The organism is Shewanella inventionis (genome assembly GCF_014641855.1).
GTDB lineage: Bacteria > Pseudomonadota > Gammaproteobacteria > Enterobacterales > Shewanellaceae > Shewanella > Shewanella inventionis.
The window spans coordinates 1-14,534 of sequence record NZ_BMII01000060.1 but is presented as its reverse complement, the minus strand read 5'-3'; the positions used below and the strand labels follow the sequence as shown (position 1 = coordinate 14,534).

The window sequence follows — 14,534 nt, the reverse complement described above, 5'->3', positions numbered from 1 at the left end:
CGCCACTGTTCAAAGTTAGCGAGGGTGTTAAGGAGTTTATCTGGCATCATTGTGACCGGGTTGATTTAGTTACAATGATTAAATCAGGTTAATTGAAATAAGTTGAGCTACGCTGCCGTAAGCTCACAGCTTCTAGCTTCTAGTTTCTAGACTCTCGATTCTAGGCTCTAGTATTTGTATTTTTCGGTTATAAAAACGGCGCAGATTTCTGCGCCGTTTATTGATAAAACCTAACAACTTAATGATTAACGAAAGCCTTTGAGCAAGCTATCAGCTTCAGCTTTTTGGCGATCATTACCGTCCATCTGCACTTCTTTTAATAATGCTTTGGCACTGTCTTGATCTTCAATCTCAATATAAGCGCGTGCTAAATCTAGTTTGGCATTGACCGAGTTTTCCTCATCGTCAACATCTATCATATCGGCATTGCCAATGAGCGAGTTCACCTCACCCATATCAACATCAACGTCTTTATATTGATCTGTTCTGTCGTCATCTTCATCAGCATCGTTTAATAGCTTATCAATGTCGATATAACCATTTTCACGTTCAAAGCTCATTAGGTCGTCATCGCTAACGCTATACTCTGAGAATTTACTACGCTCTTTTTCGTCTAGCGCGGCTAATGCTTCATCAACGGTTAAGTTATCGTCGCTAAGAATAAAGTCATCTTCAGAGGTATAATCATCAGTGTCATCCTCTTTTAACGATTGTGAAAACGCAGCGAGTAAGTCATCGTCGCTTACATTAAGCTCATCAGATTTCGTTTTAGCTGCGGTTTCAGCCGCTTTAAACAAATCGCTTTCCCAATCGAGCATTGCCGGTTTTGGCTTATTGGCTTTTAGATCGTTAAAGAAACCAGAATCTTTATTAGCTTTAGCTGAGTGCTGCGGTGTTTCGTCTGCGCTAGGTGCATCTGTGTTGTCAAAATCCAAATCATCAAGGGTGACATCATCATCGCCCATTGATGCAAGTAATGCATTGAGCTCGTCTTCAGAGGTGTCATCTGCTTCTGGTGTTTCTATGGCGGCATCTTCAAGCTCAAACGCTAAAGCTTGCTTGTCTGTGTCATCACTGCCAACGACTTCACCACTCTCTTCGAGTGACTCTTCAAGTGTGTCTTCAAGTGACTCTTCAAGGGCGTCATCAATCGTATCGTCACTGTCGCTTTGTGCTAATAATGCGTCAAGTTCAGCATCAAGAAATGATTTATCGTCACCGTCTAGTTCAGGCGATGCATCGTCGTCATTGTCTTCAGTGTTATTTAAATCTAAATCATTTAAATATTCGTCGAGTTCATTGAACAAATCTTGATCTTCAAGGCTATCAAGTTCGCTCTCTACGTCCTGTTGTGGCTCAAGGCTAGACTGTGCATCGTCATCTTCAACCTCTTGTTCAAAACTTGCCAGCAATGCTTCTACATCGTCATCTAGCTCTGCTGGTTCAGCCTTCGGAGCCACGCCCTGCGCATCTTCTTGAAAGAATGGCGAGTCCATTTGTGGTTCATTAAAACTAGCAAGCAATGCATCAATATCATCGTCACTGCTATCGCTAATATTTGCAGCAATATTATTGAGATCCTCATCTTCTAATTCGGCTGCAATTTGCGCTGCTAAATCTTCATCGTCAGCTTGTGTATCGTCGCTTTGCTCGGCACTTGTCGCTTCTGTAACTGGCTCATGACTAGGTACATCACTTGGCTCATTACTAAGCTCATCATTAGGCTCATCACTTGGCTCATCAAGCGGTTCGTCTAAACCAGCCAGCAGTGCGTCAATGTCATCATCACTTGGCTCCGTATCGTCAAGAACACTGTCAGCTTCAGAATCGGTATCTGACTCATCTTCTAATTCGGCTGCAATTTGCGCAGCTAAATCTTCATCGTCAGCTTCTGTCTCATCGACATCGCTAACATCAGTCGTTTCTGGTTCGGTTACGGGTTCATTTAAACTCGCTAACAGCGCATCAATATCATCATCAGACTCTACAGATCCATCATTCTGTTCGTCGCTATCATCTTCAAGCTCGGCAGCGATGAGAGAAGCTAAATCGTCTTCTTCGCCATCATCAAGTGCCAATTGCTGGTCTTTATCTTCAGGTATTGCAGCTAATCCGGCTAATAAGCTATCAATATCGTCATCAGACGGTTGTTCGTTTTCGTCATCGAGTTCAGTTGATAACTGTTCGGTGTCATCATCTGTTGATGTAGGCTGATCAGTTATGTCATCGTCAGCCTCTGCTGTATCTAACTCAGTCTCAGGCTCTTGGTCTAATTCTGATGTTTGCTCAGCTTCTGGCTCGGCTTCTGGCTCTTCGTCTTCTAACTCTGGCTCTGATTCAGCTTCGGCAGCTTGTGTCTCATCAGACTCAGTTTCAGCAGGCATATCAAATTCGGCCAGCAAAGAGTCAATGTCATCGTCATTTGATACAGTTTCAGGCTCTGGCTCTTCGTCTAATTGTGATGCTTCTGGCTCTTCGTCTTCTAACTCCGGCTCTGATTCAGATTCGGCAGCTTGCGTTTCATCAGACTCAGTTTCGGCAGGCATATCAAATTCGGCAAGCAAAGAGTCGATATCATCGTCATTTGATACAGTTTCAGGCTCTGGCTCTTCGTCTAATTGTGATGCTTCTGGCTCTTCGTCTTCTAACTCCGGCTCTGATTCAGATTCGGCAGCTTGCGTCTCATCTGACTCAGTTTCTGCAGGCATATCAAATTCGGCAAGCAAAGAGTCGATATCATCGTCATTTGATACAGTTTCAGGCTCTGGCTCTGATTCAGTTTCTGCAGCTTGCGTCTCATCTGACTCAGTTTCTGCAGGCATATCAAATTCGGCAAGCAATGAGTCGATATCATCGTCATTTGATACAGTTTCAGCTTCTGGCTCGGCTTCTGGCTCTTCGTCTTCTAACTCTGGCTCTGGTTCAGATTCGGCAGCTTGTGTCTTATCAGACTCAGTTTCGGCAGGCATATCAAATTCGGCCAGCAACGAGTCAATGTCATTTTCAGCAGAGGCATCGAGAGCATCATTGTCTGAGGCGTCGTCGCCATCAAGACCCGCCAACAAACTGTCTAAATCATCTTCAGGTGCAGTGCTCGACAATTTCGCAGCAGGCTCGTCATCTAAACCTGCTAATAAACTGTCCAGATCATCGTCATCGTTAAGGGGTTCAAGATCAGAATCTTGCTCTTCCATTGCCTCGGCCCATAAATCATCCAATGACGAACCGTCGTTGTTTTCATCTTCGGTGGCAAATACGTCATCAGCCAAGTCCATTTCGGTATCGTTGGCAAGAGAGGCTTCAGGTCGCAGTTCGGCACTGTCTAAATTTAATAAATCATCGATAGACTCATCATCATCGTCGTCTAAGTGGATAACTAAATCGTTTTCATCATCCACTTCAACATCTTGAGCAGGGCTTTCAGCTTGCTTAGCAGCGGCTTCAGGTTGCTTAGCCTCCTGCTCTTCTACTGCGGCCTGTGTTTTATTGCGGCGCGTGAGTAACCAAAAAATAAAACCAAATATCAATAACAATGGCAACGACGCAGCCGCAATCAGCAGCATGGTGTTGTCCATTAAACTGCGCCAAAAATCTGTAGGTTCTTCAACAACAGGCGCCACAGTATTATCGCCAACTTGTTGTAATAGTTTTTCGTACTCTATGGTTAACTTGTCGTGCTTTTCATTTAACAGTTGTAAATCTTCTTCGAGCGACGAAATGTTTAAATTCATCTGGCCAATTTTGTTTTTAAGCGCCTGGTTATCATTATTACTCACCATTAGCTCATCTTGAACTCTAGCAAGCTCATCAGTAAGCATTAATGTTTTAGTATTGGCTTTATCAATGGCAGAATTTAAGTCTTTTATCTCAGCGCTATCAGCTTGCTTTGCAGCTTGAGGTTGTGGCTTAACCGCTGGGGCCTGTTGTGCTATTTGCAGTGGTTGATCAGCATTTGGCTTTTTCACCACCTCAATGATGGGGGCAGGTTTGTTGACAACAGGTTTTGGAATAATGCGAGGTTGAGGGGTTTGACGAGCAATTTGGCGGTCATCTTGCTCTGCACGTCGTCTTGCAACACTATCGGGTATCGCGGCCATTACATCGGCAGACGGGATTAATAAAATCATCCCACGCTCTAAAGTATTGTAATTATTGCCACTAAACGCATGTGGATTTGCGTCAAAAACTGCGGCCATTACCTGATAAACACTAACCCTGTCATTAGGTCTGACTTTTTGGGCAATACTCCAAAAGGTGTCTCTAGAAGTAGTGGGACCATATTGGCGCTTAGCTTGCTGCTTAACCTCACCATTGGGCCCCGTAATTTTTAATGTTTCTGCATGAGCAGCATCAATATACGGAAAACTGGTTAAGCCAACAGCCGAGCAGGCAATTAAACCCAAAATATATGAAATACGCAAAGTCATCCAATCCTTCCCTTTAAGCGCTATTGAGTTACCGTCATGGCAACAGGCTGTAGGCAATTTTTATCGTTAGTTATAGTGTTTACTATATCAAATCACATCGGTTTGGAGCTATCTTTTGCTCTGAAAAAATCAGTATAGATGTTAAAAATGATACATTTACGACTATAAACTAGATCCGCCACCCCTGCTACTACTGGCGCAGGTAAAACAAAAAAAGCCTGCAAATTGCAGGCTTTTTAAACTAAATCACTTATCGATTAATAGATTAGCAATGAACCAAGCTCAATTAATAGTAATCTCTAATCAAAATTTCGGCGATTTGTACGCTGTTTAATGCCGCACCCTTACGAATGTTATCGGCAGTAACCCATAAATTTATACCATGAGAATGAGAAATATCTTTACGGATACGCCCTACATACACAGGATCGTTACCCGCAGCTTCGGTTACCGCTGTAGGGTATTCGTCGTCGCTCTCAAATAATTCAACACCAGGAGCATTACGTAAAACTGCTTTAACATCTTCAGCATCAACAGGTTGACGCGTTTCAATGTGTATCGCTTCAGAGTGACCATAAAACACAGGCACACGCACAGCCGTTGGGTTAACCACGATTTCGTCGTCACCAAAAATCTTTTGGGTTTCCCACACCATTTTCATTTCTTCTTTGGTGTAGCCATTTTCCATAAACTTATCAATTTGCGGCAACACGTTAAATGCAATTTGCTTAGGATAAACAGACGGCTCTGCAGGCAAGCCTTGCAGTAACTTAGCACATTGACTTGCTAACTCTTCAATCGCTTTTTTACCCGTACCAGACACAGACTGATAAGTGGCAACGTTAATACGCGAAATACCAAACGCATCATAAATTGGTTTTAGTGCAACCAACATCTGAATGGTTGAACAGTTTGGGTTAGCAATGATGTTACGATTACGAAAATCCGCAATGGCTTCAGGGTTAACTTCTGGCACCACTAATGGAATATCGATGTCATAACGAAAATGTGAGGTATTATCAATAACTACACAGCCCGCTTCACCGGCAATTGGCGCCCACTTAGCAGATACGTCACCACCAGCAGAAAAGAAACCAATTTGAGCCTGGCTCCAATCAAACGTTTCTACGTCAAGAATTTCTACTTGTTTACCGTGAAAACTGACCGTTTCGCCAGCACTGCGACTGCTCGCTAATGGAAACAACTTAGCAACCGGAAAATTACGCTGCTCGAGGATCTCAATCATAGTTTGACCCACTGCGCCCGATGCACCTAAAACGACTACATTAAATTCCTGAGACATAATTAACGCTCGACTCCTATTATCCAGTTTGAACAATCAATCTACCCTAGTTTAGTTGTGCTTTGCCAGCGTTAATGTACTAAAAAAGCCAGCTTTGAAGTGATTTTTTCTCAACTGGCTAAAAAAGTGTATTTATCTTGGCGCGATAAGGCCAATAACGTAAAACAAAGACAAGCTAAATGATATTAGTTAGCGAAAACCCAAACTGTGTAAAGGCTTGGTAATATCCGGTATTTGTGGCAACGCACTATTGAGCGTAATAGCACTAAACTCTCGGCGATAGGTATGGTTTTTACGCATTTGGTCAAACCCTGCCGCAGTGGCAAAGCACTGCCTAAACTTTACGTCATCATCACGCAAATCGTACACTAAACGCGATAACGACAGCAGTTGGCTTTCAGTTAGCGTATCTTGCAGGTCAATCTGACTAAACTGAAATGGTGGTAACAAGCTCATTAACGACTGCTTTGCTTGTACTCCAAGTTCATCACACAGCTTTTGGTATAACATAAAAGTACCACGCGCTTTGCCCTCTAAGCTGTACCCTGCAATATGTGGCGTAGCAAATTCAGCCAAAGAGACCAATTCTGCCATGGGATTAGGCTCACCCTCCCAAACATCCAGCACCAGTTTTACATCATCACGCTGCTGTTTAAACTTAATCAATGCACGATTATCAATCACCTCACCGCGGCAACAATTTAACAGCCAAGTATTCGGTTTTAATTGATTTAAGCGAGCCTCGTCAAACAAATACCAGGTTTTATGTTCACCCTCTTTGGTAATTGGCACATGCAAACTAATAATATCAGCCTGGGCTATCAAAGTGTCTAACGACACAAAATCACGGGTATCGCCCTGCTCAGCCTTCACCGGATCGCACAACAATACTTTAAGGCCATAGGCCTCTAAACACTTAGCCGCAGCCGTCCCCGTGTTACCGGCACCCACAATCCCCACCACTTTACCGCTTAACGGCTTTGCAAAACGCTGCGCCAATTCAAGCATGGCAATAAAAGCAAACTCACCAACAGCCGTAGCATTACACCCAGGAGCATTTGTAAACGCAATACCACGCTGGTTAAGATACTCAACATCAACATGATCAGTCCCAATCGTGGCACTACCCACAAACTTAAGCTTTTGTGCTTTATCAAGTAATGCAGCATTAACCTGAGTCACTGAACGAACCAACAACACATCTGCATCGCTAACCTGCACCGCGGTTAGATTACGCCCATTAACAAACTCAATCTCACCTAAGTCGCCAAACAAGGCTTCAACATAAGGCATATTTTCATCAGCAATTATTTTCATTCGGGTATCTTATTGTTAGCGAATAAACGACATAACATCGCATTTTTATGCAGCGTATCTTATACCAAAGCCAACAACTGAACGAGAAAAACCAGCACAATTTTACAATGGCAAATTGTTGTAAATACCGCTCTTCGCTTTTATCTTTTATGCCGTCATCCCTGAGATCTTTTATCAGGGATCCAGGTGTTGAGTTTTAGATCCTAGAACCTAGGATCTAGAATCTAGAATCCATCCCGGTAACTCTTATAAAGCCGGGATAAAAGCACTCGAGGACAGAGCCTAAAACCTAGAACCCAAAGTCAACACCTGGCTCCCGGCTCAAAATCGTTACCGGGACGACGTGGTAGTGGGCATCGTTGATGTGACGTGGCTATTCGCTTTGTCGTAATCTTTACGTTGTTATCTTTTATGCCCTTGTCTTTATATGCCGTAATTTTTTATGCCGTCATCCCTGAGATCTTTTATCAGGGATCCAGGTGTTTCTTTTGACCTTGCTTGAAAGCCTTTAAAACCTAAAAACCAACACCTGGATTCCTGCTCAACAGCATTGCAGGAATGACAGAGGTGAAGCATGCCGTTATCTTTTACTCTTCGCTTTTATCTTTTATGCCGTCATCCCTGAGATCTTTTATCAGGGATCCAGGTGTTTCTTTTGACCTTGCTTGAAAGCCTTTAAAACCTAAAAACCAACACCTGGATTCCTGCTCAACAGCATTGCAGGAATGACAGAGGTGAAGCATGCCGTTATCTTTTACTCTTCGCTTTTATCTTTTATGCCGTCATCCCTGAGATCTTTTATCAGGGATCCAGGTGTTTCTTTTGACTTTGTTTGAAAGCCTTTAAAACCTAGAGCCAACACCTGGATTCCTGCTCAACAGCATTGCAGGAATGACAGATTTAACACCTGGGTCCCGGCTCAAAAGCATTACCGGGACGACGTACGAAAAACCGTAAGCGAAGCGTTCTGTATGCCGTTATCTAGCCCCTAGCAGGACGAAGTCAGCTCTCTGGCGAGCTTGCGAGTTCCTAGCACCTCGCCCCTGTATTCCGTAAGCGAAGCGTTCTGTAAGCCGTTATCTAGCCCCTAGCAGGACGAAGTCCGCTCTCTGGCGAGCTTGCGAGTTCCTAGTACCTAGCACCTCGCCCCTACCTCCAGACGTTAAAAAGCCAGCGTTGTTTCCAATGCTGGCTTTTATGAGGTTTAGCAGTTTATGCTGCTAGCGCATATTACGCTTTGTACTTGCGCATCACTAGTGTGGCGTTTGTACCACCAAAACCAAAGCTGTTGCTCATGATTGTGTTCAAATCTGCACTGCGCATTTCTTGCACAACTGGCATGCCTGCGGCTTTTTCATCAAGGTTATCAATGTTAATGCTTGGGGCAATAAAGCTGTTTTCCATCATAATCAAGCTGTAAATGGCTTCGTGTACACCCGCTGCGCCTAAAGCATGGCCAGTTAATGACTTGGTAGATGCAATCGCAGGCAGCTTGTCGCCAAACACTTCACGTAATGCTTCAAGTTCACGCATGTCACCAACAGGAGTTGATGTACCATGAGTGTTAATGTAATCAACTGGAGTATCAACATCAGCTAACGCCATTTGCATACAACGAACAGCACCCTCACCAGACGGAGCAACCATGTCGTAACCGTCAGATGAAGCACCATAACCAATGATTTCAGCATAAATTTTTGCACCACGGGCTAACGCATGCTCTAACTCTTCAACAACCACGATCCCGCCGCCACCAGAGATAACAAAACCATCACGGTCTGCATCATAAGTACGTGACGCTTTTTCAGGCGTTGCATTGTACTTGGTCGACAACGCGCCCATCGCATCAAAGCCCATGGTTAAGGTCCAATCCACTTCTTCTGCTCCACCAGCAAACACCATGTCTTGCTTACCCATTTGGATAAGTTCAACCGCGTGGCCAATACAGTGTGCAGACGTAGCACAAGCAGAACTAATTGAGTAGTTTACGCCTTTAATTTTAAAAGGAGTCGCTAAACATGCACTTGCAGTACTGGCCATAATACGAGGCACAATGTATGGCCCTACACGCTTAACGCCTTTTTCACGCAATGTGTCAGCAGCTTGAACCTGGTTTTTAGACGAAGCGCCACCAGTACCAGCAACTAAACCAACACGAAAATTAGAATATTGTTCTTCAGTCAAATTAGCGTCAGCAATAGCTTCTTGCATAGCAATGTAAGCATAAGCTGCAGCATCACCCATAAAACGTAAGGCTTTACGGTCAATGTGTTCAGTTGGGTCTAATTTAATATCGCCCCAAACTGTGCTACGTAATTGCATTTCTTCAAACTGGGCAGAGTGGGTAATACCGCTACGACCGGCTTTTAGTGACTCAGTCACTTCTTGCTTGTTATTGCCGATACTTGAAACAACACCCATTCCGGTGATCACGACTCTTTTCATTTTATTTCTATCCATTTGGTACATGTCGGTACTTAATTGCGGCAATCATAGCTTCTTTGAAGCAATTAAGTGGTCAGCTTTCCATAAACGCAGGTAAAATAATGCCAAGTTATGGGGCATGAGTAAAATATTTTGAATAAAACCACATCGATATCGGTATCTAACACGGATCAACCAACATACAACAGCTTATTGTTAGTCAATAACACTAACGCCCAAAAACGATACTATCAATCTGTTCAACACTATATCGATGCAGTATTGCAAACCAATGACGGTCAGCAAGGTTCAAATACACCAAAAAAATTGCTCACCCTTGGCCAATTTGGCCTGGCTGATGCCCATGAAATTCTCCTGTTAATGCAGGCCGTTCATCTGGCAAATCAGCACTTAGCAAAACACCAACAACAGCGTGTGCATCTTATTGTATTGGCACTAAATCCTATCAATCGGCAGCAATTACAGCAAATCTGGTTACAACAAGGTTTGTTAGCACCCAACCATAACTTATTTGCTCACACCAATGCATTATTAAACACAGAACTTGCAGCTATTAATGGGTGCCAGCGTCTTACATTTAATCACATCCCCCTAACTGTGGATGTTTATTTTGGTAAGCCACTGCAACAATTAGCATTAATCGCAACGCCCGCATCACAGTGCATACAGCATTGGTTTGCCCTACCCCATACGAGCCAGGCTGAGTATTCAGATCACTTTTTTAACACCAAAACCCTATGGCAATGTGGCCGATTAAGCGCAAATAATGCAAGCTTTACTGTTTCATCTTTTGATGAGCAACCAAACAACAGCAACATCAGTCAACAATTGCACCATTGTGGTTTTATAACCAGTGTTGAAAGCTCAACAGCAGCCGATGACATCGCCATAGCAGAGCGCAACGCATTAACTCAACAACTCAAGCAACAGTTTGCTTATAACCCCATTGCAAACAGTATTAACAACAACCAGCCCATCGCCATTATCGGCGGCGGCATTGCCGCAGCAAGCCTTGCCTTATCGTTAGCACAACGAGGCAAAAACAGTATTATTTACTGCAAAGAAGCACAACTAGGCCAGGGCGCATCAGGCAATAAACAAGGAGCAATCTACCCGTTACTCACCCCAGAAAATGGCCCATTAAGCCAGTTTTTTCAGCAAGCGTTTTTATTCAGCCGCCGTCAAATTGAGTCGTTAGTTGATGACGGCTATAGCATCGGCCATCAATGGTGCGGGGTACTGCACACAGGGTTCGACAAGCGCAGCGAAGCAAGATTAACCAAAATCATCAATGGCCAGCACTGGCCAGCCGAAATCGCGACAGCCGTTAATGCCAAACAGGCAAGCCAAATCGCCAATCTCGATATTGATAAATCAGGCTTTTATTATCCGCTAGGCGGGTGGGTGTGCCCGTTTGAATTTGCACAAACCACTATCGCCAAAGCACAAACCTTAGCTAACGTTACTGTTGTTTATAATAGCCATATCAACGAGATAAAATCAGGGCCACAAGGCTGGGCACTCCATTCCAATAAAAATGAGCCCGCCATTGCAACCCATCAACAACTGGTTGTGGCATCGGGCGCTCACATTACCGACTTACTACAAACAAAACAGTTGCAAATCAGCGGTTTTAGAGGTCAAGTCAGCCATATACCCGCGCAAGGTGAACTGGCACAACTTGCCACAGTAATATGTGCAAACGGCTACTTAACACCACAACACAACAAGCAACATTGTGTAGGTGCAAGTTATGTTAAAGATCCACAGCACCTTAATTTTTGCCCACAAGAGCAACACGAAAACAGCCTAAAGATGAAGCAAAGCTTCCCTCATTCAAACTGGCCAAACGATATTGATGTTTCAAACAACGATGCCAGAGTTGGCGTAAGAATGGTCAGCCGCGACCACTTTCCAGTCATGGGCTGCGCAACCGATGTAGATGAGTTATTTAAGCGATATGCCATTCAGCAACAATCAAAAGACAAACCAAGCCAATGGCAACGTTACTGGCAAACCACACCAGCACCTATATATGAAGGGTTATACGTACTCGGCGGCCTCGGCTCACGCGGCCTAAGCTCAGGCCCACTGGTGGCAGAATGTTTAGCCGCAAACTTATGTGGCCAACTGTCACCACTCAATCTGGAGCTACAAGCCCTACTCAGCCCCAACAGAATGTGGCTACGCAAGTTATTAAAAGGCAAAGCTCTAGAAACTCGCAAGCTCGCCAGAGAACGGACTTCGTCCTTCTAGAATCTAGATAACGGCATACAGAACGCTTCGCTTACGGAATACAGGTTCTAGGAACTCGCAAGCTCGCCAGAGAGCGGACTTCGTCCTGCTAGAAGCTAAGAAACACCTGGATCCCTGATAAAAGCACTTGAGGATGACGGCATAAAAGTCAAAATCAAGTGCAACACCTGGATCCCTGATAACAGATCTCAGGGATGACGGCATTAAAAATTACGGCATACAAAGACAAGGGCATAAAAGATAACAGCGTAAAGATTACGGCAAAGCGAACGGCCACCGACCCCAAACACCGCCAACTACTACGTCGTCCCGGTAATGCTTTTGAGCCGGGACCCAGGTGTTGGCTCTTGCTCGTTTGCATTTACTTGCAGGACGAAGTCCGACCTTGTCACTTGCAGCGCTGCGCCCTTGATTCTTAAAAGAAACACCTGGATCCCCGATACGAGCATTCGAGGATGACGGCATAAAAGTCAAAATCAAGTGCAACACCTGGATCCCCGATAACAGATCTCAGGGATGACAGACTAAAAGAACAAAACTATCTATATTCTTCTAATAATCCTGCGAGTTCTTTCTTAAAGTCGCCGCCTAATTTTGGATCGCGTAAGCCATATTCAACAAAGGCTTTCATGTAACCAAGTTTGTCGCCACAATCGTGTGATTTACCTGTCATATTAAAGGCTTCTACGGTGTCAGATTCAATCAACATATCAATAGCGTCTGTGAGCTGAATTTCATCACCAGCACCAGGAGGCGTGCGTGCTAATAAATCCCAAATCTTTGCAGACAATACATAACGGCCGACAACGGCTAAATTAGATGGCGCTTTACCCACTTCTGGTTTTTCAACCATGGTAAATATTTTGGTTGAATCGCCAGGGTTAATAGTTTCGCCACCACAATCAGCAATACCATACTTGTGCACTTGATCATCTGGCACTGGCGCAACCATAATTTGGCTGGCTTGCGACTCACGAAAACGGATTAGCATTGATGCTAAGTTCTCAGTGCGTTGATCAGCAGAGTAAGAATCTAAAATCACATCGGGCAACACCACAGCAAACGGGTTATCACCAATACAGGGCTTAGCACATAATATCGCGTGGCCTAACCCTTTAGCCTCACCTTGACGCACATGCATTATGGTCACGTTTTTAGGGCAGATAGACTGCACTTCGTGCAATAACTGACGCTTAACACGCTTCTCTAACGTTGACTCGAGCTCATACGATTTATCAAAGTGGTTTTCAATCGCGTTTTTACTGGCATGAGTTACCAACACAATTTCTTTAATCCCGGCACTGACACATTCGTCGACAATATATTGAATCAGTGGTTTATCAACCAAAGGCAGCATTTCTTTTGGGATCGCTTTAGTAGCAGGCAACATACGAGTGCCTAAACCGGCAACGGGGATTACAACTTTCATAAATATCCTTATTTAGCGAGTGCTAATGGTAAAAATTAAAAAGGTAAAGGTGGCAAGTGACAAGTGACAAGCAAGTCAAATACAAGGTCACATCAACGCCGCCCACTACTACGTCGTCCCGGTAACGCTTTTCAGCCGGGACCCAGGTGTTGGTTTTGCTCGGATTTTTCTTGCAGGACGAAGTCCGGCCTTGTCACTTGCAGCGCAGCGCCCTTGATTCTTAAAAGAAACACCTGGATCCCCGATACGAGCATTCGAGGATGACGGCATAAAAGTCAAAATCAAGTGCAACACCTGGATCCCTGATAAAAGATCTCAGGGATGACGGCATATAAAGACAAGGGCATAAAAGATAACAGCATAAAGATTACGGCAAAGCGAATAGCCACGTCACATCAACGCCGCCCACTACTACGTCGTCCCGGTAACGCTTTTGAGCCGGGACCCAGGTGTTGGTTTTGCTCGGATTTTTCTTGCAGGACGAAGTCCGACCTTGTGACTTGCAGCGCAGCGACCTCGATTCTTAAAAGAAACACCTGGATCCCCAATTAAAGCATTTGAGGATGACGGCTTAAAAGTCAAAATCAAGTGCAACACCTGGATCCCTGATAAAAGATCTCAGGGATGACGGCATAAAAATGACAGACTCTAGGTACTAGGTTTTAGGCTCTATGCTCTGTCCTCGAGTGCTTTTATCCCGGCTTTATAAGAGTTACCGGGATGGATTCTAGACTCTAGCTTCTAGACTCTCGATTCTAGGGCCTAGGACCTCGCAAGATCTGCGGCTATTTCACTCTTTTTTGGTTATCAGATGGTAAATATCGTACTAGCCAACACAAGGTTAAGATAGTTAAAAACAGCAGGGTGTTGGCGGGTGATTGTAAGTTAAAATCAACTGTGCAGTGGATTAACATGTGCACAATGGCCATTGCACAACCAAAGGCGATACCTTTATAGAGCTTGTTATTACGTAAATACATGGTACGGCAGGCTAGCCAGAAGGCATACAGCACCCACAAGCCTAAAATAGCGGTCATCACCACGCCATATTCAACTACAAACTGCACATATTCATTATGGGCATGGTCGTAAAAACCTGAATAAAACTGCGGCTGAAATTGCGGAAAAACCGTATAAAAACTGCCGCCACCAGTACCAGTTAATAAGTTATCTTTTATGATGGGAATGCTATCAATAACCACTTCATCGCGAGTTTCTGAAGTAAAAGAAGCAGGGCGGGATTAAGCTTTGTTAAATCTTTTAACCAAAGAAAATCTCGCTCCTAAAATCGCCATTCCATGCTGCCTTTCTTATTTTGGTTGGTTTACTGGCTTTTAGTGGATGCTGCTCTAAAAGG

Annotated in this window: 6 protein-coding genes and 1 pseudogene; 1 reads left to right on the top strand and 6 read right to left on the bottom strand. The window is 44.1% G+C overall.

Annotated elements, in window-relative coordinates:
* Window positions 1-245 precede the first annotated feature (245 nt).
* The 4 genes from IEW93_RS20750 to fabB form a co-directional block, all read right to left on the bottom strand.
* Entirely contained in the window at window positions 246-4,427 is a 4,182-nt protein-coding gene (locus IEW93_RS20750; protein WP_188741120.1) for a FimV/HubP family polar landmark protein, read from the bottom strand.
* Window positions 4,428-4,713: 286 nt separating this feature from the next.
* Complete coding sequence (locus IEW93_RS20745; protein WP_188741119.1) at window positions 4,714-5,730, bottom strand: aspartate-semialdehyde dehydrogenase; 1,017 nt, start codon at window positions 5,728-5,730, stop codon at window positions 4,714-4,716.
* A gap of 189 nt (window positions 5,731-5,919) precedes the next feature.
* Entirely contained in the window at window positions 5,920-7,047 is a 1,128-nt protein-coding gene (locus IEW93_RS20740) for a 4-phosphoerythronate dehydrogenase (RefSeq protein WP_188741118.1), read from the bottom strand.
* A 1,230-nt stretch (window positions 7,048-8,277) separates the two neighbouring features.
* Window positions 8,278-9,492, bottom strand: coding sequence for a beta-ketoacyl-ACP synthase I (gene fabB, locus IEW93_RS20735; RefSeq protein WP_188741122.1), 1,215 nt, complete (start codon window positions 9,490-9,492; stop codon window positions 8,278-8,280).
* Between the two features lie 360 nt (window positions 9,493-9,852).
* Here fabB and mnmC1 point away from each other — a divergent pair, with 360 nt between their 5' ends.
* Window positions 9,853-11,748 (top strand): FAD-dependent 5-carboxymethylaminomethyl-2-thiouridine(34) oxidoreductase MnmC1, encoded by a 1,896-nt coding sequence (gene mnmC1 / locus IEW93_RS20730; protein WP_188741121.1) that lies wholly within the window; start codon window positions 9,853-9,855, stop codon window positions 11,746-11,748.
* Between the two features lie 538 nt (window positions 11,749-12,286).
* Here mnmC1 and galU read toward each other — a convergent pair.
* Window positions 12,287-13,177, bottom strand: a complete 891-nt coding sequence (gene galU, locus IEW93_RS20725) for a UTP--glucose-1-phosphate uridylyltransferase GalU (RefSeq protein ID WP_188741117.1) — start codon at window positions 13,175-13,177, stop codon at window positions 12,287-12,289.
* Between the two features lie 785 nt (window positions 13,178-13,962).
* Window positions 13,963-14,391 (bottom strand): annotated as a pseudogene (locus IEW93_RS20720) (O-antigen ligase family protein); the annotation flags it as partial.
* Between the last annotated feature and the right edge of the window lie 143 nt (window positions 14,392-14,534).